Source organism: Micromonospora tarensis, assembly GCF_016803395.1.
Lineage (GTDB): Bacteria > Actinomycetota > Actinomycetes > Mycobacteriales > Micromonosporaceae > Micromonospora > Micromonospora tarensis.
Window position 1 is genome coordinate 16,646 of sequence record NZ_JAEVHL010000016.1, and the last position, 26,506, is coordinate 43,151.

Below are 26,506 nucleotides of genomic sequence, written 5' to 3' on the forward strand. Positions count from 1 at the left end.
GCCGATCATTGCCCGGAGATCGATATGAGTCATTCTCACCTCCGGGTGGAACGCCCGGGCGCGGAGGGCGAGACGTCGGCACCGGCAGCCGGGCGTGACCGAACGGCCCGACTCCGCGTCCCCGGAGGATCGCCATGCTTCGTCCCGCTCTCCGTAACCGGCTCGCGGCGTTCACCGCCGCCGCCCTGACCACGAGCGTCCTGACGGTGACCCCGTCGTCACCGGCGCTGGCCGCCACCACCTTCGCCGCCAACGACTACTGCCTCGGCCAGTGCGCCGACATCCTGCCCCCGGGGCAGAACGGCAACGCCACGCTCGTCGCCATCCTGGCGCACCAGGCGCTCGGCACCCGCCCGGCGCACTCCAGCGACCAGCTCGACGAGTACGCGAACCTGGTCTACAACTACGCCGGGCTGACCGACGAGCAGATCGCCCACTTCTACAACGACGCCTCGTTCGGCGTCCCAGCGGCACAGGTCGAGAGCACCGTCTCGCCGCGCGCGGACGTCACCATCGTGCGGGACAAGGCCACCGGCGTCCCGCACGTCACCGGCACCACCCGCGCCGGCACCATGTTCGGCGCCGGTTACGCCGGGGCACAGGACCGGCTCTGGGTGATGGACCTGCTGCGCCACGCCGGTCGCGGCACGCTCACCTCGTTCGCCGGTGGCGCACCGGGCAACCGGGAGCTGGAGCAGAGCATCTGGGCAAATTCGCCCTACTCCGAGGCCGACCTGCAAGCCCAGGTGGACGCGCTGCGCCTCAAGGGCACCCGGGGTCAGCAGCTCTACACCGACGTGGTCGACTACATCGCCGGCATCAACGCCTACATCGACAAGTCGATCGCTGACGACAACTACCCGGGCGAGTACGTGCTCGCCGGCGCCGGCAAGCCGACGCACTTCACCATGACCGACCTGATCGCCACCGCCGGCGTCGTCGGCGGGCTCTTCGGCGGGGGCGGCGGCAGCGAGATCCAGTCCGCCCTGGTCCGGGTGGCCGCCCGGGCCAGGTACGGGGCCACCGAGGGCGACCGGGTGTGGACGGCGTTCCGGTCGCAGAACGATCCGGAGACCGTGCTCACACTGCACGACGGGCAGAGCTTCCCGTACGGGGCGACGCCGCCGGGCGCGACCAGCGCGGTGCTCCCCGACGCCAACTCGGTGGTCGCCGAACCCCTCGCGTACGACGCCAGTGGCGGGGCCGCCGCCCGCGCCGGTGCCAGCACCGCCACCCAGGGGCTGCTCGGTGGCCTGGCCAACCTGCGCGCGCACGGCATGTCCAACGCGGTGGTGGTCTCCGGGCGGCACACCACCACCGGCAACCCGGTGGCCGTGTTCGGCCCGCAGACCGGCTACTTCGCGCCGCAACTGCTGATGCTCCAGGAGTTGCAGGGGCCGGGCATCAGCGCGCGCGGTGCCGCGTTCGCCGGGCTCAACCTCTACGTGCTGCTCGGCCGGGGCCAGGACTACGCGTGGAGCGCGACCTCCGCCTCCCAGGACCTCACCGACACCTACGCGGTGCCGCTGTGCACCACAGACGGCAGCGCGCCGACGCTGCGCACCAACCGCTACCTCTACCACGGACAGTGCCTCGCCATGGAGGCGTTGGAGCAGCGCAACTCCTGGTCGCCGACGCTTGCCGACTCCACCCCCGCCGGCTCGTACACGCTGCGCGCGCTGCGCACCAGGTACGGACTGGTCGCCTACCGGGGGCTGGTGAACGGGCAGCCGACAGCGTTCACCAAGCTGCGCTCCACCTACCGGCACGAGGCCGACTCGGCGATCGGCTTCCAGGCGTACAACGACCCGTCGGCGATGGGCAGCGCGGCGGCGTTCCAGGCGTCCGCCGCCAGCGTCGGGTACGCGTTCAACTGGTTCTACGTCAACTCGACCGAGGCGGCGTACTACAACTCCGGCGCGAACCCGGTCCGGTCGTCCGGCACTGACCCGAACCTGCCGGCTAAGGCGGAACCGGCGTACGAGTGGGCCGGCTGGAACCCGGACACCAACGACGCCACCTACGCTCCGGCGTCGGGGCACCCGCAGTCGGTCAACCAGGACTACTACGTCAGCTGGAACAACAAGCAGGCCCGGGACTTCGGGGCGGCCGACGGCAACTTCAGCTTCGGCTCCGTACACCGGGGTCAGCTCCTCGACGGCCCGGTGCGCGCCGCGATCGCCCAGCGCAAGCTCGGCCGGGCCGACGTCGTCAAGATCATGGCGGACGCGGCGGTGACCGACCTGCGCGGCCAGCAGGTCCTCGGCGACCTGCTGCGGGTGCTGGACAGTACGCCGGTCACCGACCCGGCGCTGGCCGACGCGGTGGGCAAGCTGCGGGCCTGGCAGCAGTCCGGCGCCCGGCGGGTGGAGACCGCCCCCGGCTCCAAGGTCTACCAGCACGCCGACGCCATCCGGATCTTCGACGCGTGGTGGCCGCTGCTGGCCTCGGCGGAGTTCCGCCCCGGTCTCGGGCCGGACCTCTACGCCGCGCTGGTGGACGCGATCGAGGTCAACGAGACGCCGTCGGGCGGCCAGAACGGCCGGCGCGACGGCACCGCGAGCTGGGCCCCGCAGGGTCAGGCCCACAAGGGATCGTCGTTCCAGTACGGCTGGTGGGGCTACGTCGACAAGGACCTGCGCACCGTGCTCGGCGACCCGGTGGCCGGCGGCCTGGGCCGGACGTACTGCGGCAACGGCAACCTCGGCGCGTGCCGACAGTCCCTACTCGACACGCTCGGCCAGGCCGCCGCGCTGCCGGCCACCACTGTCTACCCGGGCGACAAGTCCTGCTCCGCCGGCGACCAGTGGTGCGCCGACTCGATCGCCCAGTCCGGGCTCGGCGGCATCACCCATCCGCTGATCGCCTGGCAGAACCGCCCCACCTACCAGCAGGTCGTCTCGTTCCCGGCGCGCCGGGGCGACGACGTCACCAACCTGGCCCAGGGCCGCCCGACCAGCGCGTCGAGCACCCAGTTCCTGACCAGTCACACCCCGGACAAGGCGGTCGACGGCAGCCTGAGCAGCCGGTGGGCCAGCAGCTACAACGACAACCAGTGGTTCCGGGTGGACCTCGGGGCGACCCGCACGGTGAGCCGGGCGGTGCTGCGCTGGGAGTCCGCGTACGGCACCTCGTACCGGATCGAGGTCTCCGCCGACGGCAGCTCCTGGACGCCGATCTTCACCACCACGACCGGCAACGGCGGCGTCGACAACGCCACCTTCGCCCCGGTCACGGCCCGCTACGTGCGGGTGTACGGGGTCAAGCGGGCCACCTCGTACGGGTTCTCGCTCTACGAATTCGAGCTGTACGGAAAGTGACCTCGCCCGGAGGGGTCGGCGGAAACACTCGTCGACCCCTCCGGGGCGTGCGCAGCGCCCGGGCCGTCAGGCGGGTCCGAAGCGCCAAGGACGCCACGTGCTCCGCCGCGGGCACGCCACCGTCGCCGCCAACTACTTGCGCCCGAACAGCGAAAAGAGAGATCATCACGCATGCTCGACCCCTCGCCCGAGGACGACGGGACTTCACCGACTGTTTCCTCGCCGGACTTCGTGGGCCGTGATCGGGAGCTGGCGGCGCTGCGGGGCGCCTTGGCCCGGCCACCGGCGATCGTGCTGGTGGAGGGCGAGGCGGGGATCGGGAAGAGCCGACTGCTGCGAGAGTGGTTGGCGGCGCCTGACCAGCGCACCGCCCTGGTGTCGGTGTGCCCACCGCTTCGCGAGTCGCTGACCCTGGGGCCGATCGTCGACGCGTTCCGTGGGATCGACCGCCCGGTGTCGCGACTGCGGCTCACCGAGCTCACGGGTGCGTTACGGCCCCTGTTCCCTGAATGGTCCTCGGACCTGCCGCCCGCACTGCCACAGTTGGACGACGCGAAGGCGGCACGGCATCGCCTGTTCCGCGCCCTGGACGAGCTGCTGCGGGCCCTGCGTGTCGACGTTCTCGTGCTCGAGGACGCTCACTGGGCCGACGAGGTGACCCTGGAGTTCCTGCTGTTCGTCACCTCCCGGCAACAGACCGGCGGGCCAAGCCTGGTGATCTCCTATCGGCCGGAGGAGGTGGACGACGGGTCGCTGTTGCTGCGGCTGACGTCCCGGTTGCCCGCCGGTGTGACCCAGCTGAGGATCGCCCTGGCGCCGATGCGACCCGACGACACGGCAGCACTGGTCTCCTCGATGCTGGACGGCAACCCGATATCGCAGGAGTTCACGACGTTCATGCACGAACGGACCGGCGGTGTTCCGCTGGCCCTGGAGGAGTCGGTTCGCCTCATGTGCGACCGTGCCGACCTGGTCTTCCGCGACGGGCAGTGGGTCCGGCTGAAGCTACGCGAGCTACGGGTGCCGCCAACGGTGCGGGACTCCACCCGGGAGCGGGTGGGCCGTCTGTCGCCGACGGCACAGCAGGTGCTGCGCGCCGCGGCCACGTTGGCCGAGCGGTCATCGGTGGCCACCATCGCGATGACCGCCGGCCTGTCGCCAGCCGCGTGCCGAAGCGCTGTCGCGGAGGCCGCCGCCGCCGGTGTCCTGGACGCGGACGACCGCGGCCAGTGGCGGTTCCGGCACGTGCTGGCCGCCACGGCTGTCTACGAAGCGATCCCGTTGACCGACCGCAGACACGTCCACCTGCTGGCCGGCCGGGCCCTGGAGCACATCCACCCGCCGCCGGTGGCCCGCCTTGCCCACCACTTCCGGGCGGCGGGCGAGACGCGGTCCTGGGCGCGGTACGCCGAGCACGGCGCCGAGCTGGCCATCGCCTCGGGTGACCACACCAAGGCGGTCGATCTACTCGTCGATCTGTTGTCGTGGGCCGTGCTGCCGCCGGTGGACCGGGCACGGGTCGCGCGCATCGCCGGAGTCGCCGCACTGGGCCGTCGTGAACCGGTCGACGAGGTCTACCACCGGGTGATCCGTACCCTCCGGTCGGTGCTGGAGACTCCCGGTCTCTCCGCCCGCCAGCAGGCCGAGATCCGCAACCCGCTGGGCCGGCTCCTGATCACCGGGGGCGAGGCGCAGGCCGCGCTCAGCGAGCTGGAGCAGGCGGTGGCCGCCTCGACCACGATCCGGTCGAGGCCGCCCGGGCGATGACCTACCTCGGCTGGGCCTACGCGGGGCCGTGGCCGGCGTCGACCCACCGGCGTTGGCTGGATCGCGCCGCTGAACTCACCGTCGAATTCGACTCCTCCGCGGAGCGGCTGAACCTGGCCGGCAACCGAGCCGCGGCGCTGCTCATGCTCGGCGAAGAGGAGGCCTGGGACGTCGTCGCCGGCCTGCCCGTCGACGGGGCGACCTCGGCGGAGCGTCTCGACGTGGCCCGCATCCACGCGAACGTCGGGACCGGCGCGCTGATCTGGGGCCGGTACGCCGACGCGGACAAACACCTCGCCGTGGCCATGCACCTCGCCGAAACCGAGCAGGCATCCCGGTTGCGGCACAACGTCCGACTCGAACAGGCCAACCTGTTGTGGCTCACCGGCCGGTGGGACGGTCTCGCGGAACAGAGCGCCGCCCTCGCCGACGCTGACCGGGACCGGCCGGCGCACTACCTCGGCAGCATCCGGCTCGCGGCCCGGCTGGCAGCCGCAGCCGGACGGCGGCGGGCCGCGGAGGAGCAGTTCCGCCTGGTCCTTGCGGAGTCCGCCCGTCTCGGCGCAGCCGACGACACCATGGAGGCCGCCGCCGCGCTCGCCAAACTCTGGCTGACGGACGGAAACAGCGGCCGGGCGCTACAGATCACCAACGAGCCGATGGACACCGTCCGGAGAAAGGGCATCTGGATCTGGGCGACGGACCTCGTCCCCGCCCGGATCGAGGCGCACCTCGCCGCCGGCGACCTGAAGGCCGCGACACGCCTGGGCGACCAGTTCGCCAGAGGACTGCGTGGCCGTACCGCGCCCGCGCCCCGCGCCGCGCTCGCCGGGTGTCGTGCCCTGCTGCTCGCCGCGGCTGGAGACCACGCCCGCGCGGCGACGGCACACGATCGGGCGGCGCGCGCCTGGAGCGCGCTGCCACGCCCCTACGACGCCGCGCTCGCCCGCGAGCGTCAAGCCGAGGCGCTCATCGCGCAGGGCCAGCTCGAACCCGGCCGGGCGCTGCTGGCCGCACAGTACGAGCAACTGTTCAGGCTCGGCGCCCGTGGCGACGCGGACCGTGTCGCACAGCGGCTTCGCGAACACGGCGTCGAGGTTCCGCGACTGTGGCGCGGCGGCCGACGGGGGTACGGCGACCAGCTCTCGCCTCGCGAGCTGGACGTGGTCCAACTGGTTGTCGCCGGGAAGACCAACCGGGAGATCAGCCGGATTCTGGCCAAGTCTCCGGCCACAGTGGATCAGCAGCTGCGCGCGGCGATGCGCAAGTTGAAGGTGACCTCCCGGACCGCGCTCGCGGTCAAGGCGGTGGAGGCCGGGGTGTTCGCGGAAGAGGACTCCCTCGATGACCCGTCGTGAAAATTGACGTATCCGCTGGATAGCTAAGGCCGCTCAACCCGCCGAGCATGGCTGCATGATCCATAGCCGTAGGGCGATGCATGCCTGAGCGACCTGTCGCGCGTGACGACGCCGCCATCGAGCACCAGCCACCCTCCGAGCCGCTCCGCGAGCCGCGCGTCAGCGCCCCCGACGCCCCGGAGGCCGACGGTGCCGACGACCACCCGAACCACGACCCCTATCAACCCCTGTAGGGCAAGGACCCAGATGAGACTCAAAACCCTCGCGGCCTCGCTGGCCGCTGTGGTCGGCCTGAGCATGCTTCAGCCATCGCCGGCGTCCGCCGCTGAGCCGGATCCCGGCACGGCCGCCAAGAAGATCACGTCGAGCCTGAAGGATCGCTTCCGCGCCCAGCCGGCTTCCGACTTCTGGATCTCGTTCGAGACCAGCGCCGACCTCGGGCCGGCGAAGAAGATCGCCGATTGGACCGCTCGTGGTCAGTTCGTCTACGACGCGCTGACCGCGGCGGCGAAGGACTCCCTGGCCTCCGTCTCCGCCGAACTCGACAGGGCAGGCGTCAAGTACACCTCGTACCCGATCGCCAACGCCGTGCTCGTCAAGGGCGGCACCGAAAAGCTCGCCCTCGACGTGGCGTCGCGGGCGCAGGTCGCCGAGCTCCACGCGACGCCGCAGGTCGCGCTGGTCGAGCCGGTGGACCAGAAGGTCCCGACCGACCGGGCCACCCGCTCCGCCGCCCCGAAGGCCACCGCCGAGGCGGGCACCGTCGCGTGGGGTCTGGACGCCATCCACGCCCCCGAGGCGTGGGCCATGGGCGCCACCGGCGCGGGCATCACCGTGTCCAACCTCGACTCGGGCGTCCAGTTCGACCACCCGGCCCTGACGCACCAGTACCGCGGCACGAAGCCCGACGGCACCATCGACCACAACTACAACTGGATGGCCACCCGGGGCGCGTGCACGGGCGCACCGTGCGACGACAACGGACACGGCACGCACACCATGGGCACCATGGTCGGCGACGACGGCACCAACCACGTCGGCGTCGCCCCGGACGCCCAGTGGATCGCGACGAACGGCTGCTGCGACAGCAACGGCGTCGAGTCACTGCTGCGGTCCGGGTGGTGGCTGCTCGCCCCGACCGACGTCCAGGGCAACAACCCCGACCCGTCCAAGCGCCCCCACGTCGTCAACAACTCGTGGGGCCAGACCGTCGAGCACAACTTCGACGACTTCTTCCGGGCCATCGACGAGGCCTGGAGCGCGGCGGGCATCTTCAGCGTCTGGTCGTCGGGCAACACCACGCCGTACGCGGCCTGCGACACCGTCTCCTCGCCCGGCTCCGCCGAGAGTGCCTACTCCGTCGGCGCCTACGCGTCGGACGGCACGCTCGCGTTGTTCTCCCGCAAGGGTGAGGGTGAGGGCGGCCGGATCAAGCCCGAGATCTCCGCGCCGGGCGACGCCGTCCTCTCCTCCTACCCGGGTAACAGCTACGTCGAGATGTCCGGCACCTCGATGGCGTCACCCCACGTCGCCGGTGCCGTCGCGGCGCTGTGGAGCTACGACCCCACCCTCATCGGCCAGGTCGAGGAGACCCGCCGGCTGCTCGGCGAGTCGGCGGTCGACGTCGACGACACCGAGTGCGGCGGCACCGCCGAGATCAACAACAAGTACGGCGAGGGCCGGCTCGACCTCGTTCGCCTGCTCGAACTCGCGCCCCGCAAGGGTGGCACCCTCACCGGTGTCGTCACCGCCGACGGCGCTCCGGTCTCCGCCGCCGAGGTGACGATCAGCGGGCCGTTCAGTCGGTCGATCGGAACCGACAAGGACGGCCGGTTCACGACGAACCTCCCGGTCGGCGACTACCAGCTCAGCACGAAGGTCTTCGGCTACCTGACCGCGACCGCCAACGTCTCGGTGTCGCTCGGCCAGGAGACCTCCGTCAAGCTGCCGCTCACGGCCGCCGCGAGGCATGACATCAGCGGCAGGGTGGTGGACGACAAGAAGCGGCCCGTCCCGAACGCCGACGTCTCCGTTGCGGACACGCCGCTGAAGCCGGTGCGCACGGATGCCAACGGCGCGTTCACCATCACCGCTGTTCCCGAGGGCGGGTACCAGCTGAGGGTCAAGCCCAACGCCTGCTTCTCGCCGACGACCGTCCCGCTGACCGTCGGCGGGCAGAACGAGTCGGCCGAGATCCCGGTCGGGCTCGTCGTCGACAAGGGCGGTTACAGCTGCGCCGTCGCCGACGGCGATTACCTGCGCGGCACCGACCCGGTGGCGTTCACCAGCGGCGTGTGGGCGACGGTGAAGCTGCCGTTCCCGATCGCGCTCTACAACGGCAGCCACGACACCCTCGGCGTCAGCCTGCGCGGGGTGATCTCCCCGGACACCGGCACCGGACCCGGCGCCGGCGGTGCGGGCGTCTTCCCGTTCTACGCCCAAACCCCTGTCGAGTTCGCCCCCGGCGGGGGAGTCTTCACGGCAGCCACCACTGTCAACGGCGAGGACGCGTTCGTCGTCGAGTTCCGCGACGCCAAGCTCTGGGCCTATCCGGACCGGACGGAGTACACGGAGCCGGTCAGCTACTCGGCCACCCTCACCCGGTCCGGCACCGTGATCTTCGGGTACGGCGACGGCATCGGCACGGACGACCCGGTGACCGCCGGCGCGCACGCCATCACCGGCATCCAGGGCTGGGCCGGCGTCGACGGCATCCGGTTCTCCGACAGCGCCCCGGTGCTGCGAGACGGGATGATCGTCACCTACGACATGCCTGACTTCGGGTACCTCGACGCGACAGTCGTCGATGAGAACGACGGGCTGCCGGTGGCCGGGGCCAAGGTCTCGTTCACGAACAAGTCCGGGCTGGTCGAGGCCGTCACGACCAACGGGACGGGCGTGGTGCATCGCCAGCTCCCGGTCGGCGACTACACCATGACTGTCGACGCGCCGAACTACCGCACCGCGGCGTACCCCTTCGCGCTCGACAAGCTCTACGCGAGCGCCAAGATCGACGCGCGGCTGACCACTGGTGTCGCCGGCCTGAAGGCCGACGGCCTCGACGCCGTGTTGGGCACCGACCAGAACGGTGTGGGCTCGCTGACGCTCACCAACAACGGATCCGCGCCACTCACCTACAACCTGGGTGAGGCCGCGCGCCACCCCGAGCTGGACGCCGCCGGCGCCACCGGGCGGACCGGCAGGGGCGCGGCCAGCACGATCGACCTCACCGCGTGGAAGGCCGGTGCGAGCGGCATGAAGCCGTCGACCGTCGACGGCAAGGCGGCAACCGCGCCCGCCGCGGAGGCACAGGCGGCCGGCAGGGTTGGCGCGACCTCCGGCGGTGACGTCCTCACCCGGATCGCCATCCCGGGCACGATCGCGGAGAAGGAACCCTCCGGCATCGGGTACGACGGCGACGTCTGGGTCCACGACTACAACAAGCGGACCAACACCGCCTACACGGTGACGGGCAAGCCGACCGGGAAGGTCTTCGACGCGTCGTGGAACCCCGGGTACCGGGCGTTCGACATGGCGCTCGACACCAGGACCGGTGACATGTGCCAGATGGAGGACAGCCCGGCCAGCTTCATCCACTGCTTCAACCGGCAGACCGGGAAGGAGACCCGGCAGATCAAGGGTGACTGGTCCACGCTGCAACTGACCGGACTCGCCTACAACCCGACCCAGGATGTGTTCTACGTCGGCGGCCGGGCGAACGGCATGATCGGCACCGTCGCCGGGACGTCGCACGACAACGCGGGTGCGTTGCTGTCCTTCTGCGCGCCACCGCTGCCCGAGGTGATGGGGCTGGCCTACAACCAGGCGTCCGACACCATCTGGTACACCGACCTCACCTCGAACCGGCCCACCCGCCTGCTCCAGGTCGACCCTGACGACTGCTCGCTGGTGAACGCGTGGTGGTTCCCCGGCCAGAAGGCCGGCCAGGGCGGCGGCCTCGAGACCGACTCGACCGGCGCGCTGTGGGCGGCGGACCAGGTCGCCGACGACGTCGTGCTTGTCGACGTCGAGGACGACCTGCTCGCCGACCTGCCCTGGCTGTCGCTCTCCTCGACCGGCGGCACCCTCGCCCCGGGTCAGTCGACGACCGTCAAGGTCTCGATCTCCACGAAGGGCAGCAAGCCGGGCGTCCTCGGCGCGAACATCGTGCTGCGGTCCGACTCCGGACGCCAGTCCAAGACCTACGTCCCGGTGACCCTCACGACCACGAAGTACCAGGTCGGCGTCAACGCCGGCGGCCCGTCGTTCACCGACGGCTCCGGCTACACCTGGTCCGCCGACCAGGCCGCCGGCAAGACGGCGTGGGGTTACCAGGGGGAGACGAAGATCACCTCCACGAAGGCCGGGATCGACGGCACGACTGAGGACGCCCTGTTCCAGTCCCAGCGCACCACGGCGGAGAAATCGCTGTTCTACCGCTTTCCCGACGCGCCCAAGGGCAGCTACGCGATCGACTTCGGGTTCGCCGAGATTGAGAAGGTGGCCAGGGGTAAGCGGGTGTTCGACGTCCTCGTGGACGGGTCGCTGACGGAGTACGCGTACGACCCGGCCGCGGCCGTGGGGCCGAACGCCGCCGACTGGCGCACCGCCGTCGTGCAGCACGAGGGCGGTCCGCTGACCGTGGAGCTGCGCGGCTCGAAGGGCCTGAAGGCCCCGACCATTGCCGCGCTGCGGGTGACGCTCGACCCGCGCGCGGACGCGGCGGAGCCGGATCCCCAGCCCGAGCAGCCGGAGCCGGGCACCGTACCGGTGGCCCCCGCCGGCCGCTCGTACTCGATGACTGTGACCGACGGGCTCTACCGCCAGGGCGCGGAGGAGTCCGGGTGGCACGGCGATGACGTCTGCGGCGTGCTGTGGTTCGACTCCAGCTTCGTGTTCCCGTTCTACGACACGACCTGGGATGGGGTGTGCGTGACGACGAACGGCACGCTGGCCTTCGACCGCGCCAGCACGCTGGGGAACAACACGGCACTGCCGTCGCCCGGTCCGATCGACGCGATCTATCCGCTCTGGGACGACCTCATCGTCGACGACGAGGCCGGCATCTACTTCGGCAAAACCGAGGTGGACGGGCTGGCCGCTGAGGTCATCGAATGGCGCAACGCCACCTTCTACGACGACCGGACGGCCCGGGTGAGCTTCTCGGTCACCCTGATCGCGGACGGACGGATCCAGATCGGGTACGGCGACGGCGTCGGCGGCGACAACCCCCTCACCCGAGGGTCGTCGGCGACGGTCGGCGTGGAGAGCCTGACGCGCAACCCCGCGAGCCAGCACTCCTTCAACCAGCCGATCCTGAAGGCTGGCCTGGGGCTGGAGTACACCCTTCCGGCTGCGGGCACGATCGAGGGCACGGTCACCGACGCGAACGACCGCAAGCCGATCGAGGGCGCGATCGTCACGCTCAAGGGGCCGGCCGGTGAGCGGGTCATCACGACCGACGCGAAGGGCCGGTGGAAGGCCCAGGCGCTGGTCGGCGGGAACACCGTGCAGGTCGACGCGCCGAACTACGTCACCGCCAGCCACCCCGTGACCATCGTCAGGAAGGATCAGGCCGAGACGGTCGACACGGCGTTGACCACGGGCGTCGCCACCGTCACCGGAGCTGACCTCGACTGGCTCCTCGACAAGGGCCAGAAGGCGACAGCCGACGTGACAGTCACCAACACCGGCTCCGCCCCGCTGGAGGTGCGGATCAGCGAGCAGAAACGCACCAGCGACGGCGGGCACGAGGCCGCCGACCTTCCGTGGCTGACCCTCACCGGCGCGGCGGCGACCGGCACGGTGACGCTCGCGGCCGGCACGTCCACCACGGTCACGGCGACGGCCGACAACGCCGGCGTCGAGCCCGGCGTGCTCGTCGGCGACGTCCTTGTGGCGTCGAACGCCGGCAAGGGCGAAGCCCAGCTCAAGTCGGTCCGCCTGGCGACCTCGGCGTACTGGAAGGGGGTCGACGTGGGCGGGTCCGGGCACGTCGGTGTCGACGGCTTCGTCTGGTCGCCCGACCAGCAGCTCGGCTCGCTGCCGTGGGGTCACGTCGGCGGCAGGGCGCGGGCCACCACTGCCGACATCGCCGGCACCGCTGACGACGCGCTGTTCCGCACCCAGCGGACCGGCGAGACGTTCAGCTACGTGTTCAGGAACGCGCCCGCCGGGAAATACCGGATCGCCCTCGACTTCGCGGAGATCGAGAAGGTCAAGGCCGGCAAGCGTGCCTTCGATGTCCTGGCCGACGGCAAGGTCGTGCTCTACGACCATGACGTGCAGGCGAAGGTGGGTGCGCTGACCGCGGACATCAACACGGCCACCGTCGAGCACGCCGGTGGCGATCTGACGATCGAGCTTCGCCGCGAAAAGGGCGAGAGCGACCCGATCCTCAACGCCCTCAAGGTTCAGCAGGACCCGCGCCTGTGAGCTAGCCGGACCTGTCCGCCAACAGTGGTCAGAGCCTCCTCGGTGCGAATCGCCGGGGAGGCTCTGACCGCGACTACAGAGTGTGCGGCCGGAGTGCGTCAGGCTCGCCACTGAGGTGCCGCGGCTGCGCAGCGGGCTGGAGGCGGCCCGGGACGCCTCGGTGCTGCCCGAGCGCGTGGACCCGGCAGCCGTGGCCGCCCTGCACGACCTGGTGGTGCGCACCCGACTGGGTGAGCTCCCCAGCCACGAGCACGTCGCCCTTCTCGGCTGAGACCGGGGAAGCGGGTTGGGAGCAACCGGCTGCGCCGAACGGCGTTGACCAGCGCCGCCACCGACGAGACGACCGATGGACGGTCTGCTCGACCAGGCTGACCGCCGTCTTCGGGTCACGCGGGTCGGTGCGCGTCGGTGGTCGACAGATGTCGGGGCCCGCCGGTGGCGCGAGGTGGTGCTGCGCGTGGTGGAGCACAGGGCTGGGTCTCGCCTGTCCGGATATGAGTGCTTCCTGGCCGGACGAAGGCGGCGCCGCACGCCGATCGGTGGGCAGCATGAAAGCCGGCCATACGGTCCACAGCCAACGCGCTTCCCGGAGAGTAAGAGGTCATGTCAGAGGTCATCGCGGGGTTGGAAATTCCCGAGACAGCGGCGGTCGCCGAGGCGACCAGGGTCATCCAGAAGATGACCGCCCCGCCGGTTACCACCACTTTCGGCGGGCCGCGTTCGCTCGCCACCGCCGCCTGCCCGGCAAGACGATCATTCAGGTCGCGGACGAACAAGGAGCGCAGCAGTCGTGATCAGTGTGCGAATCGCCAGCGGAGTGCTGATCGTCGGCGCGGCGGCCGCGGTCGCCGGGTGCGCCCCCGTGACGGAGCATCCAGCCACCCCAGCCACCACCCCAGCCACCCCGGCCACCGCCGCCGTGGCTTCGGAGCACCCCGCCGAGACCCTGACACCCCTGATGCGGCAGGCGCTCCCGAACGTCCCAGGCAAGACCTTCACCTCGGCGACAGTGAGCCTCCCGTCGGCGCCCGAGCAGTGCCCCACCGACACGGCAACGCGTTCGTCTACGCCTACGTGCTCGAAGGTGCTGTACGCAGCCAGCTCGAAGGCGAGCCGATGCGCACGTACCACCAAGGCGAGAACTGGACCGAGCAGCCGGGAGCCCATCACGTGGCCACGGAGAACGCCAGCAACACAGAACCAGCGAAGCTTCTCGTCGTCTTCGTCGCCAACAACGGGGATCAGCTCAAGACCGACGACCCGCATCACTAGGCCCGTCTCCGCAGCTTGATCGAGCCTCGCGAGGCGACGGTGCCTTGCCGGGCGGCGCGTCCTGGGGTCATCGGAGCGGTCTGTTGGTTGACGGTTCGGTGACCCCTGACGAGCGCGACGTTGTGCGGCATCGACTCGGTCCGAACGGGCCTGCCGGGTAACGAGACTTCGTCTACCGTAGCGGGTGCGAACGGACGGTGTCCGTCACCGGCGGACCGGCTGCCGAGCCACCCGCTGGCCGGTCCTGGTGTTCGGCAAGCCCCCGGCTGCCAGCGGATACGCCGAGCACGACTACGCCCCGGAGAGGCAGTGGAGTGAAGAGAATATCGAGCGTCGCGTCCCTGCTCGCACTCTCGGTCGGAGTCGCTGTTGCCTCCACAGCGCCTGCCTACGCCGCTACCGACAGGAGCGGGGCGGAACGGCTGAACATTCCGAACAGCAGTGTCTGCAAGGCGGGTCGTACGGTCCTGGAAGGCATGGTGGCAGGGCCGGGCGGTCAGCTCTACATCATCTTCTCAAAGGGCAGCGCCGGCGACCCGGTCCTGTCCAGGTGGGTGCGCGACGGCTCAGCCTGGGACGGCGCCAGCTGGACCTGCGCAGGAGCGCCCATCTCGATGCCCGAACTGGGTCACGGTAACGACCTCGCCTACCACCCGAACTACCTGGGCTCGGGCCCGGCTCTGATCGCCACCCAGGGAAGTCAGTCAGCGTTTCCGAGCGACGACGTGACGATCGTTCACCTGAGTGCCAACGGATCCGTTGGCGCAAGGGAGGTTGTCCGCCTGCCGGTGGGCAACATCAGTGGCCTCTGCTACAGCGCGACGGCGGCCGGTGGAGCCGGAAAATATGCTGCCCGACGATTGGGATCGCTGTGGACTCATCCCGGTGCCGGTTCGCTGACAAGCGGATGGACTCTGGTGAAGAGCACCCTCACGAGCCACGACAATCGCTCCGACCAAGGCATCGACTGCTCTGAGAATTATGTCTGGAACACCAAGTCGATCAACGACTCGACACCCGACACCGGGTGGAACTGGGTGTACCAGTACAACTGGTCTGGAGGAGATGTGGAGAGCGACATCGGAATTCCGGCAAACAACCTGACCGACGAGGTCGAAGACATCACCCACATCGGGAGCGAGTTCTTCATCGCTATCAACCGAAACGGTGGAAGCGCCGACTCCGTCAAGGTCCTTACCGAGTAGCACTCGACGGTCGGTGAACCTGATCGTCGTGACGGACGGTCAGGACACCAGCCAGATCCGGGCCAGCGAGGTCGTTGCGGCGGTGCGGCCCTGCGGACGGCGCTGAGTCTCTGTTGAGAGTGACGGTTCCGGTGCGGTCAGACCGGCCGGCAGGGCCGTCGCGGAGCGCCTAGCCTCGAGACAGATAGTCGCAGACCGCAATCACCGGGAGCCTATGTGTCGGGCCGCTTTGTGTACTGGATGAACGTCTCCCTCGATCTCAAGATCGAGCACGCTGTGGGCGAGGAGGGCGGCGGAAGCTGGCTGCGCATCGGCGAGCCGCTGCATCGGGAGTTCAACGCTCGGGCCCGGGCGCTGACGTCGATGGTCCAGGGCCGCACGATCTACGAGACGATGGAGGCGTTCTGGCCGGCCGCGCGGAACGACGAGAAGCTACCTGACTACCTGCGTGAGTATGGCGAGATCTGGGCGTCGAAGCCAAAGCTGCTCGTGTCCCGCACCCGCACCGCCGCCGGGTACAACACCCGGACCATCGGCTCGGACGGCGACGCCGTCGAACTGCTCGCCAGGTACCGAGCGGACCAGGACGGCGACATGGGTGTCGGCGGCGCGACGCTCGCCACCCAGCTGCTCCGCGCAGGGCTACTGGACGAGCTCCTGCTCTTCACGCACCCCGTCATCCTCGGCACGGGCCGGCCGCTGTTCGACGAACACGATCGGTCGGTGGAGCTGGACCTGCTCGAACAGAGGTCCTTCGCCCAGGGCGTCTCCCTGCACCGATACGCCGTCCGCCTGCCCTGACGCCCGCTACGCCTGGCCGACCTGCTCCGCGCCGGCTACACACGGTCCGTGACGATGGACATCTAACACCGGTACGACCGGGACGCCGAGCAGTATCTGGCCGTCTCTGGTTTGGTCGCACTGAGCCGACGTTCGCTGTCGACCAGGCCTTCACCAACTCATCGGCACCTACGCTGGCCCGCCCCCAGCGGTTGCAGCTTGACCACCAGGGAACGACCTGTACCTCTTCCCGGACTCCGGGAGCTGATGACCGGCCCCTTCGCGGTAATGAATTCGGATGGCCCCAGCGCGTAGCGCCGGGGCCATCTTCCGTTCGGGTGGAGGGCACCAGGTCGACCCGTCCGCGACAGCGTCCGCAGCATAGGAGAGGTGACTCTCCGGAGGTGGCCGCACACGCGCTGAAAGCGCCGCGCCGGTCCGGCAGGGGCGGCCGAAATTCGCGCCGAAAACCCGTAACCAAATTGGCCTACCGATCCGTCTGGTACGTGACGGATCGCCAGGGCTGGCGGTCGGCCGAGGGGAGGTACGGGACATGGGCGACGTGCGTGGGCGTTTCACTGACGACCTGGCCCGACACCCCCTGCCCCACCGCTGGGTGACCTGGTCCAGCAGTCAGTGGTGCAGGGCCGCCGACTGCGCCGCCAGCGCCGCCTGGCGCAGTTCGGCGCCGGCGGGTCGGCGTTGGCGATGCTGCTCGTGATCGGCCTGGCCGCCGGCCCGCTCGACCTCGGTGCGAATGACGCCGGTCAGCCTCCCGGCGGACCGAACGTCGGTTCGCCGGGTGGGCTGGTCGACACGGCGGAGGTGCGGCGGCTCTCGGTGGTGTCGGGTCGCCGCTCGACGACCCTCGCGCCTGTGCTGCGGCGACGAGCGTGCCAGCACGCATCGTCGCCCGAGGCGCGACCTGTGCTGGCAAATATCTGCGTTGGGGAGGTTTCCGTGTCCGTATCGAGCAGCCGGACGTGCCGAGGTCCGAGTCGCGGCAGAGGCCGAGGCTCGGTCGCTGTCGTGCCGGTGGTCCTGTCGGCGTTGATGCTGGTGAACGCTGGGTGTCATCGGTCGGCGCCCGGCGTCGACCCCGACGAGCGACGCACCGCGAACGCGGAGCAGGGCGGGGCGAGCTTGCTGCTGGGGGCGGGCGATCTGGGTTCGGACTGGCGCGCGGACGACGCTCGGACCGGTCCGGCGCCCTGGCCGTGGGAGCAGGACAGCTGCCCCAACTATCGGAGCAGCGACTACCCGGCGAAGTCGCATCGGCGGGCTGCCGTACAGCGCTACTACCGACCGTCCGACGGGTCGTCGCCGGCCCACCACGTCGTCGAGACGTACGAACCGGGATGGGCAGAGCGGAATGTCGAAGACGTCCGTCAGGTCCTACTGCGGTGCGCGAGCTACCTGGTCAAGGGATCGCAGGTCTCCTTCGACGTCGTCGATCCGCATTATCTGGAGGGCGTCGGCATGCTCATTCGAGGCCGCATCGAGCATGCCGACATCCCGACCACCGTCACGTACTTCGTCGTGCTGAAGCGAGGCGAGACGGTCTCGACGATCAGCCTGCCCGACTCGGGCAGCCAGGCCGCGGTGGACTCGATCGCGGCGAAGGCGGTGGCCCGTCTTGGCTGAGCGTGGAGGTCGGCAACTGTCCCGCCGCTGGGTCATCTCCGCGGCCACCATGTCTCTCGCCGGCGTCGCGACGGCGGCCTTCGGCGCCACCCGCGGTCGCGACGGAGTCGGCCCGTCGCACGGTCCTTCCCCCGCCAACCCGATCCCCACGACGCCGGCCGTCGACCGGGTCGACCAGGCGAGAACACGCATCAAGGCCTACGTGCAGCGGTACGACGGCCATCTGGCGGTCGCGGCACTGGATCGGCAGGGAACGGCTGCGGTGACGGTCGGTGCCAAACGCTTCGAGACGGCCAGCATCGTCAAGGTCAACATCCTGGCGGCCCTTCTGCTGCGCCAGGAACCGCCGGGCAAGGCGTTGAGTGCCAACACCAGACAGTTGGCCGAAGCCATGATCGTGTCCAGTGACAACGACGCGGCGGTGGCCCTGTGGCAGCGGATCGAGGGGTCGCGCGGCCTCACCGCCGCGAACCGCACACTCGGTCTGCGGGAGACCAAGCCCAACTCGCACTGGGGGCTCACCACGACCACCGCCGCCGACCAGCTCCGACTGCTGACCGCGTTGACATCACCGACGGGCCCGCTGACCCCGGCGGACCGTACCTTCATCATGGGCCTCATGAAGAAGGTGATCCCCGAGCAACGATGGGGCGTCACCGCCGCGCGTGAGCCGGGCAATCGTTCCGTCTACGTCAAGAACGGCTGGGACACCGCCGACGTCGACGACGGTCGCTGGATCGTCAACAGCATCGGACGGGTCGTCGAGGCCCGTCACGACTGGCTGATCGCCGTGCTCTCCGACCATCACGCGAGCCAGGCAGCGGGCGTCCGCGTCGTCGAGAAGGCCGCCACGTACGTGCTCAAGGAGCTGCGCGCCGCCACCGCGGACGGCGGTCCGTCGCAGGGCTAGACCCCGCCCTACCCCCATCGGCCGATTCCGCCACTGCCCGGCCGAGCGCATCCGCTGTGGTGACGCTCGCTGCGGTGGCATCGAATGAGTACGATGGCGGATGCGTGAATCGATGGGAGCCGCAACTTCTTCCGATTCGCCTGGGAAACGGAGGCCGTGCGTGCCACGACCTCCAACTGCTGGTCTGGCTGTTGCCGGGCTGGCCGGGGGCGGCCCTCGAATTTCGGTCGTTGCCGCAGCGGGGCCGACCGAGCTTCTGGGTCGCCCACACCCTCCCAGGTGATTGGAAGGTGGTTCGATGATCGATCCACGTGGCACAACCGAACGGCCTGAGCAGAGTCACCTCCCGTTGCGGTGGGTTGTGATTCTGGCGGTCAGCACCGGCGTGGGACTTCTGATCGGTTATGCGGCTGGTCCCGCCGCGGGTGTGACGGTGGGCGTCGCGACGACCGGTCTGCTTCACCGCGTCGTTCGTTAGCCCCGTCGAGATTGCTCAGGCACGGAGAGGGTTCGACCTGTTGCCCCGCGCTGGCCGAACCCGTTTGGCCCTCGGCGATGCCGAGGGCCAACTTCGTGCCTAGCCTTCGCCGGACCGATCGTGGTCGGGCCGGGGTCTGTTGCGAGTCGCCGTCGGACTGCCGGCCGACCCCCCGCTCGCCGGGCTCTGGCAATCCTTTGTCGACGGTCCGGGTAGCCCGACCACCGCCAGGCCACGGCTGCTCGCAGTAGTCCTTAATCAGTCTGACACGCTCTTCGATGGCATTGATTACCACTTGAATGTCTAGGATGGCTTCTCATGACGCCAGGTGATCAGTCGGGTCGGTTTCAGGTTCTCGCCGAACAACGGGCGCTCTGGCGCAGGCAGGCCAGCGCGATCCCGGGTCTGCTCGGCGGCAAGGCGGTCTGGCTCCCGCTGGTCCTCGAACTCGTCAAGCAGGTCGGCGAGGGTCGCGCGATCGGCCTCGATGCGAAGCCTGAGTTGTCGTTCGACATCGAGAGCGTCGAACGACGCCAAGGTGGCGCAGCCCCCAGACTGGAGCCGGCCACGTGGCGTGACTACTACGGCTTCCTGCGCGGGCTCCAACTCGTCGAGAACACCGCGGGCGAGCTTCGCCTCACCGCGACCGGGTCGCGGCTCCAGTCCGAACCGACGCCAGCACGTCTGGCCGTGATCCTGGCTGATCGCATCAGGTTGTTCGCGGAGGTCCTGTCGCTGATCGCCGGGGAACCGCTCACCCTCGACGAGGTCGATGAGCGCATTCGCGCTCGGTACAAGCAGTCCTGGAAGAGCAAGGGAAACACGCGCAGCCGAATGGACTGGCAGGAGGTCCTCGGCCTGATCGAGGCGGTCGGCAACCGGCGGTGGGGCGTCACTGCGGCTGGGCGGGCCGTGCTCGCGGGTCGGGTGCTGGTTGGGCCGGATGCCTTCGACGAAGCGCCGGGAAGCGTGGTCGAGCTTCCTGATGCTCCGGCCGAGATCGCTGCTCTGCTGGCGGACTTCTCGACATCGGCCCGCACCCACGAGTCGCGCAATACCTACAACATCTGGGTTCCGTGCCCGCCGTCGCATCCCAACAAGGTCGAGAATCTCAGAACCATCATGAACGCGGCGCTGGGCAGGATCGAGCGCGGCGAGCTCTTCTCGTTCATCGGCGAGACGTTCGAGTTGAGGAGCAGCAGCACGGAGTCGATGTTGCCGTTTCTGCGGGCGTCGGGGCTGCTCGTCGAGGTCGGTCGGGGGGTTTTCGAGGCCACCCCGGCGGCGAGAGCCTGGGTGGAGTCGGGCGAAGACCTGAACTTCGTCCGAATCCTGCACGCGAACATGCGCTTCGTCGGCGAGATGATCCGTGCTGTCGAAGACGACGTCACCCGGAACGACATGTACTCGGAAGCCGCCAAATACGGCCTCAATGTCGACAAGTGCCGGTGGATTGCCAGCTTCCTGCTCAACACCGAACTGATCGAGGAGCCACGCTACGGGAGTCTGCGGGCCACGCCACGAGGGGTCGCGCTCGCGGCCGAGCTGCCGTTGGCCGACCCGCCGAGCACCCCGCACGAGCGTTCCGCGCAGCCCCAGAACGCCCAACCGGCACCGGACGGGCCCCAGCCGCTTCAGCTGAGGCAGCACCTGATCCGTCTCTCCAGGGAACCCCTGGCGGGAGGCGAGGGTGCCGGCCGGGCCTTCGAGAAAGCCATCCGTGACGCCTTTCTCGCCATGGGCTTCGAGGCCCGGACGGTCGGCGGATCCGGCGACACGGACATCCTGGTCCAGTGGCACGAGGCCGACGGGTCACCGTCGACGGCGATCATCGAAGCGAAGGCGCGATCAGCTGGCCAGGTCACCCACACCGACGTCAGCGACGTGGCGATCGAGACACACAAAGAACGCCATCATGCCGGTTTCATCGCGATCGTCGGCCCCGCTTTCAGCGGCGACACCATGAAGAACATGGCGTCGCAGAAGAAGTGGGTGCTGCTGGACGCCGACCGGTTGGGAGCGTTGGCGGAGGCCTCGATCGCCCTGGGGCTCCGCCCGTACGAGATAGGACAGTTGTTCCTCGTGCCGAACGGGCTCGCCGATCTCGACGACCTGATCGCGGACCGCCGGCGAGAGTTGGACATCGTCTCGTTCCTGCTCAGCAAGCTTGTCGAGGAGGAGAGCGAGGCGGGCGAGGCGATCTCCGCCCGAGACATCTCCCGGGACGGGCGCAGAACGGAGCTCCGCCCGAGCGTCGAAGAGATCGTCGATGCGATCACCGTCGTGTCCAGCCCGCACGTCGGCGCCCTGCGGTTGGTCGACCCGGCCGACGACCCGAAGTTCGCCACGTACGTTCTCGGCGACGCCCCAGCGGGAGCGAGGCGTCTGCGCGCCCTGGCCGACGCCATCGACCGCCTACCGGGCGAGGCTCGGTAGGCGGTCGACGAGTTGGTGGACGGTGCGCTGGGCTGACGGTCGCTGGGCGGGCCGGGTCAGCCGAGGTCCACGGGCCAGCAGCCACGATCCGTCGCCGGCGTCGGCGGATCAGACGACCGGGTCGCGACCAGGAGGCGGTCCGCTCAGCGGCCCTGGAGGCGCTTCACGTTGTCGCCGAAGGTCCACCCTTTCGAGCCGTCCCAGTTCGCCGACCAGGTCATCAGGCCCTTGAGACCGGGCACCGAGTTCCAGGCCTGGGTGACCAGCGACGTCGACAGGTAGCCGCCGCCGGCCCCGTTCTGCGCGGGCAGGCCCGGGACCTGCCTGTCGTACGGCACCCGGATGGTGGTGCCCTGGATGGTGAGGCCGTTGTTCAGGCACTGCGTCTGCACCGTGAAGCCCTGCACCGTGCCCGCCGGGTACGAGTCGCCGGCGCAGCCGTACATGCTGCCGTTGTAGTACTGCATGTTCAGCCACCAGAGCCGGCCGTTGTCCACGTACTTCTTGATGATCGGCAGGTACGAACCCCAGATCGAGCCGTAGACCACGCTGCCGCCGGTGACGTAGGCCGTCTCCGGTGCCATGGTCAGGCCGAAGTTCGACGGCATCCGGGCCAGCACACCGTCGATGATCCGGATCAGGTTGGCCTGCGACGTGGACAGGGTGTTGATGTTGCCGCTGCCGGTCAGGCCGGTCTCGATGTCGATGTCGATGCCGTCGAAGTGGTAGGCCGTCAGGATCGGCACGATCGTCGCGATGAACCGGTCGGCGACCGCGGCGGAGCTCAGGTCGATGCCCGCGGCGGCCCCGCCGATCGACATCAGGATGGTGGCGCCGGCGGCCTTGGCCTGGCACATCTCGGCCGGGGTGGCCACCTTCACGCCAGCGTCCATGCCGTTCTCCCAGAGGACCGTGCCGTCCGAGCGGATCACCGGGAACGCCGCGTTGATCACGTTGTAGCCGTGTTGGTTGAGCCGGCTGTCGGTGATCGGGATCCAGGCTAGTCCGGGGTGTACCCCGTTGGAGGCGCCGTCCCAGTTCTCCCAGTAGCCCTGCAACACCTTGCCGGCGGGTCGCGACTTCACCGCGCAGTCCCCACCGGTGGGCGGCGGCGTGGTGGGGGGAGGCGTGGTCGGTGGCGGCGTGGTGGGCGGCGGGGTCGTCGGTGGCGGCGTGGTGGGCGGCGGAGTGCCCCCGGAGCACGCCCCGAGGTCACGCCAGAGTGACGGGGTCGCGGCGGGGTTCCAGCCGGCGCCGGGGTGCGCGGTGTGGGCGACCAGAGCCTGGTAGAGCCGGCCGCCGTAGGTGACCTGGGTGCCCGCCTGGTAGGTGGTGCCCTCGGCCCAGGCCGGGGCGGTGCAGGCGACCATCGGGGCGGCGTTGGCCGAGGACACGGCCGCCATGCTGCTGGGGACGAAGGCCACGGCGGCAGTGACGGTCATCGCCGCCCGGCCACCACTGCGATGATTCGACGGCTTCTCATGGCTCACTCCCCAGGCTTCGGCGACCCGCGACCTCCACATATTGACGTTCGTGAGGTTTAATATCAAGGGTTGTTTACAAATAACGACAAGCTCTGGTCCGCTCCAACCCGCCGAACCACGGCGGGCGGCCGCGGCCGCCCCACCGGGCGTCACGTGGACGAGGACGACCGTCACCAGGCCCCGCTGGAGGGCTGCGGTCCTGCCGGTCACTCCGCGGCTCGGCGCGGTGGCGGTGCCGTGCCATCCGTGCAGCCGTGGCAGGTTGTCAGTGCTGGTGCGCGCACTTCGCAGTCACGATGGCTGGACCTGGTCGAAGAGGGCGAGGGCTTGGCGGGGATCCGGGCTCACGAGGCGTTCCAGGCCGGACGTCGTGATCTTCGCCCAGCTGTTGGCCCGCGCCCACATCTGTTCCTCGAAGGCGCGGACGGCCTGGTCCAGATCGGCGGGGTCCCTGGCGATGGACTCGGCGAGTTCGGCGCCTTCCAGCATCGCCAGGTTCGCGCCCGCCCCCAGCGGGGGCATCAGATGGGCGGCGTCACCGAGGAGCGTCACGCCCGGGACGTGGGTCCAGGTGTGCGACACGGGCAGGACGTGGAGGGGGCGGTGGACGAAGGCGGTGCCGTGGCGGAGGAGCTCAAGGGCGGGCGCGGCCCAGCCGTCGAACAGAGCCAGCAGGCTTGATCGCACGGCCTCGACATCGGTCAGGTCGAGGTTCGCGTGCCAGTCCAGCGGCGCGCGGAACTGCGCGTACACCTTGACGTGGCCGCCGCTGTTGCGCTGGGCGACGAGAGCGCGATTGACGCCGTACACCGCCAGCGAACCGTTGCCGACCAACCGGGCGAGGTCCGCGTGGCGGGCGTCGACGTCGTTGAGGGAGGTTTCGACCGAGCTGATGCCGGTGTAGTGCGGTGTCACCGGCGAGACCGTCGGGCGGATCCGGGACCAGGCGCCGTCCGCCCCGACCGCCAGGTCGAACGTCTCCTCTCGCCCGTCGTCGAACTGGACCAGGACACCATCGCGGGTGGCTGGCACCACCTGTGTCACACCCCGTCCCCACTGCACGTCGAGAGGGCCGAGCAGCAGGTCACGCAGCTGTCCTCGGTCGATCTCGGGATTGGCCCGCTCGTCCGGCCGGGGTTGCCAGTCGCGCAGGACTGTCCCGTCCGTGTCCAGGATGCGCATGGCCTGTCCCTCGGGGCGGGACAGCGCCTGGAACGCTGTCAGCAGCCCCGCCTTCTCCAGCGCCAGCTGGCCCAGCCCTTCGTGCAGGTCCAGCGTGCCGCCCTGGGGGCGGACGTCGGGGGCGGGATCGCGCTCGAGGACGGCGATGGGATAGTCGTGGCGGTGCAGGACACGGGCGAAGGTCAGCCCGGCAGGACCGGCACCGACCACAGCAATGCGGTGTCTCATGGCGATACACTGTATTTCTCCCTTACGGTGTATCGCAACAGCAGCGGAGTGACAATGACTGTGTGGGACCGGCCGGAGCCGCCTGATCGTCCCGTGCCGCTCGACCGGGAGCGGATCGTCGCCGCCGCCCTCTCGCTGGCCGACGAGGGTGGGCTGGAGGCGGTGTCGTTGCGCAAGGTCGCGGCCCGGCTGAACGCCGGGCCGATGCGGCTGTACGGATACATCGCCACCAAGGAGGAGCTGTTCGACCTCCTGGTGGACGAGGTCTACGCCGAGGTTCTCCCCGAGGAGCGGACCGATGAGTGGCGGGAGGCGCTGCGCACCCTCGCCCACCGCACCAGGCGGGCCGCCCTGCGTCACGAATGGCTGGCCGACCTGCTCGGCGGCCGCCCGACCCTGGGCCCGAACGGACTCGCCGTGGCCGAGGCCATGCTGTCCGCCCTCGATGGCCTCGCCGACGTCGACACCGTCATGCGCGCCGTGGGCACTGTCAACGCGTACGTCATCGGCGCGATCAGGGGCGAGATCGCGAACCTGCGGGCCGAGCGCGCCACCGGGCTGTCCAAGCGCGACTGGCAGCGCGCCGCCGGCCCGCGCCTGAGCAGGGCGTTGGCCACGGGCGCCTTTCCGGCGCTGAGCAAGGCCGTCTACGACGGCACGGACGTGGACCCCGAGACGACCTTCGCGACCGGTCTGGACTGGGTCCTCGACGCCGTGGCCGCGAAGCTCACCCGGTCGTCCGCGTGACGCTCGATTCCGGGCCGAACCCGGTTCGTTAGCGGTTCAGGTCAGGTGGGGGATCAGCAGGTGCGCGGCTGCCACGTCACCTTCGTCACGAACGCGGGCACGTACAGGTTCTCGCTGCCGGGCCGCACGCACATCTCGCCGGTGTGCGTCGTCCCGAGGTTGAAAAGCTACAGTGGGAAAGTTGCGTCGTCAAGCATTCGCGGCTATCGATGGAGCAACGGTGCCGCCTGCGCGAGGGCTCAACTGACGCCGTCCTTGACCGGGCGCGGTGCGTCCGCCCGCGGAGCGTGTGCTGCGTCCGCCGGCGGAGCGTGTGCTCCGCCGACGGATCGCAGCGGCGGCGGCTACGGTTTGCGGGCGAGGAGCCCGACGAAGGTGTGATAGGTGTCGGTCTGCGCCGGAGCGGGCGCACCCGGCTCTGGACGCCACTCGGCCAGCGGCACCAGCCCCGGCTCGAGCAGCTCCAGTCCGTCGGCGAACGAGAGGATCTCCTCGTCCGTACGCCAGCGGCCGGTGCCCAGCGACTCGTTGAAGATTCGCTCGACCTCGCGGGCCTTGCGGGAGCCCTCTGGGTCCCGCGCGCCCGGGTCGCGGAAGTGCGAGATCGCGACGTAGCTGCCGGAGGGCAGCGCGTCGATCAACTCGGCCGCCACCGCACGCGGATCCTCGTCGTCACCGAGGTGGTGCAGGATCGCGAAGAGCAACAACCCGATCGGCCGGTCGAAGTCCAGGAACCGACGTGCGTCCGGGTGGTTGAGGATGTCCTGCGGCGCCCGGATGTCCGCCTGGATCACCGTCGCGGTGCCCTCGGCGGCGAGCAGGGCCCGCCCGTGCGTCAGGACGATCGGGTCATTGTCCACATACACCACCTGAGCCTTCGGGTTCTGCTCGGTGGCGACCTCGTGCACGTTGCCCTGGGTGGGAAGCCCCGACCCGATGTCGAGGAACTGGTCGATGCCCGCCTCGCTGACCAGGAAGCGAATCACTCGACGCAGAAAGGCCCGGTTGGCCTGGCCGGCTGCCGGCCCGTCCGGGGTGATCCGCAGGGCGTGCTCGGCGACCTTCCGATCGGCCTCGAAGTTGTCCTTGCCGCCCAGGAAGAAGTCATAGACCCGAGCCACGCTGGGAATGTTGGGGTCGATGCCGGAGGGGGCCGCTTTGTCGCGGGTCACAGGCGTCTCCATTCGATTCGGATCAGCGTGGGCTGAGGTCTGTGCGCGGCAATGCCCGCGTTGCGGCGAGTGTAGCGATCGGGAGGGC

Annotated in this window: 15 protein-coding genes and 1 pseudogene; 13 read left to right on the top strand and 3 right to left on the bottom strand. The window is 69.8% G+C overall.

Features of this window, described 5'->3' with window-relative positions:
• Positions 1-134 precede the first annotated feature (134 nt).
• The 12 genes and pseudogenes from JM949_RS05900 (at position 135) to JM949_RS05950 (ending at position 21,605) form a co-directional block, all read left to right on the top strand.
• Entirely contained in the window at positions 135-3,320 is a 3,186-nt protein-coding gene (locus tag JM949_RS05900) for a penicillin acylase family protein (RefSeq protein ID WP_203147428.1), read from the top strand.
• Between the two features lie 171 nt (positions 3,321-3,491).
• A complete protein-coding gene (locus JM949_RS36535; protein WP_238432662.1) occupies positions 3,492-5,087 on the top strand; it encodes an ATP-binding protein in 1,596 nt (531 codons plus the stop codon).
• Complete coding sequence (locus JM949_RS36540; protein WP_238432663.1) at positions 5,084-6,445, top strand: helix-turn-helix domain-containing protein; 1,362 nt, start codon at positions 5,084-5,086, stop codon at positions 6,443-6,445. Before JM949_RS36535 ends, JM949_RS36540 begins: the two co-directional genes overlap by 4 nt.
• A gap of 80 nt (positions 6,446-6,525) precedes the next feature.
• Complete coding sequence (locus JM949_RS05910; RefSeq protein ID WP_203147429.1) at positions 6,526-6,678, top strand: hypothetical protein; 153 nt, start codon at positions 6,526-6,528, stop codon at positions 6,676-6,678.
• Between the two features lie 13 nt (positions 6,679-6,691).
• Positions 6,692-12,880, top strand: a complete 6,189-nt coding sequence (locus JM949_RS05915) for a S8 family serine peptidase (protein WP_203147430.1) — start codon at positions 6,692-6,694, stop codon at positions 12,878-12,880.
• A gap of 100 nt (positions 12,881-12,980) precedes the next feature.
• A pseudogene (locus JM949_RS05920) lies at positions 12,981-13,151 on the top strand (nucleotidyltransferase domain-containing protein); the annotation flags it as partial.
• Between the two features lie 407 nt (positions 13,152-13,558).
• Complete coding sequence (locus tag JM949_RS39580; protein WP_407664702.1) at positions 13,559-14,152, top strand: cupin domain-containing protein; 594 nt, start codon at positions 13,559-13,561, stop codon at positions 14,150-14,152.
• Positions 14,153-14,628: 476 nt separating this feature from the next.
• A complete protein-coding gene (locus tag JM949_RS05930; RefSeq protein ID WP_203147432.1) occupies positions 14,629-15,357 on the top strand; it encodes a hypothetical protein in 729 nt (242 codons plus the stop codon).
• Positions 15,358-15,597: 240 nt separating this feature from the next.
• Positions 15,598-16,158, top strand: a complete 561-nt coding sequence (locus tag JM949_RS05935) for a dihydrofolate reductase family protein (protein WP_238432666.1) — start codon at positions 15,598-15,600, stop codon at positions 16,156-16,158.
• A gap of 618 nt (positions 16,159-16,776) precedes the next feature.
• Positions 16,777-17,781 (top strand): hypothetical protein, encoded by a 1,005-nt coding sequence (locus tag JM949_RS05940; RefSeq protein WP_203147434.1) that lies wholly within the window; start codon positions 16,777-16,779, stop codon positions 17,779-17,781.
• Positions 17,774-18,691 (top strand): serine hydrolase, encoded by a 918-nt coding sequence (locus tag JM949_RS05945; protein ID WP_203147435.1) that lies wholly within the window; start codon positions 17,774-17,776, stop codon positions 18,689-18,691. The genes JM949_RS05940 and JM949_RS05945 overlap by 8 nt, the downstream gene beginning before the upstream one ends.
• A gap of 796 nt (positions 18,692-19,487) precedes the next feature.
• Entirely contained in the window at positions 19,488-21,605 is a 2,118-nt protein-coding gene (locus tag JM949_RS05950; RefSeq protein WP_203147436.1) for a restriction endonuclease, read from the top strand.
• A gap of 143 nt (positions 21,606-21,748) precedes the next feature.
• Here JM949_RS05950 and JM949_RS05955 read toward each other — a convergent pair whose 3' ends face one another.
• Both JM949_RS05955 and JM949_RS05960 read right to left on the bottom strand, forming a co-directional pair.
• Entirely contained in the window at positions 21,749-23,008 is a 1,260-nt protein-coding gene (locus tag JM949_RS05955; protein WP_238432674.1) for a carbohydrate-binding protein, read from the bottom strand.
• Between the two features lie 372 nt (positions 23,009-23,380).
• Positions 23,381-24,499: an FAD-dependent oxidoreductase gene (locus JM949_RS05960; protein WP_203147438.1), complete on the bottom strand. Its 1,119-nt coding sequence runs from the start codon at positions 24,497-24,499 to the stop codon at positions 23,381-23,383.
• A gap of 54 nt (positions 24,500-24,553) precedes the next feature.
• On the opposite strand from JM949_RS05960, the gene JM949_RS05965 reads away from it, so the two are divergent.
• Entirely contained in the window at positions 24,554-25,246 is a 693-nt protein-coding gene (locus tag JM949_RS05965) for a TetR/AcrR family transcriptional regulator (protein WP_203147439.1), read from the top strand.
• Positions 25,247-25,590: 344 nt separating this feature from the next.
• Here JM949_RS05965 and JM949_RS05970 read toward each other — a convergent pair whose 3' ends face one another.
• Entirely contained in the window at positions 25,591-26,418 is an 828-nt protein-coding gene (locus JM949_RS05970) for an SAM-dependent methyltransferase (protein ID WP_203147440.1), read from the bottom strand.
• Positions 26,419-26,506 lie beyond the last annotated feature (88 nt).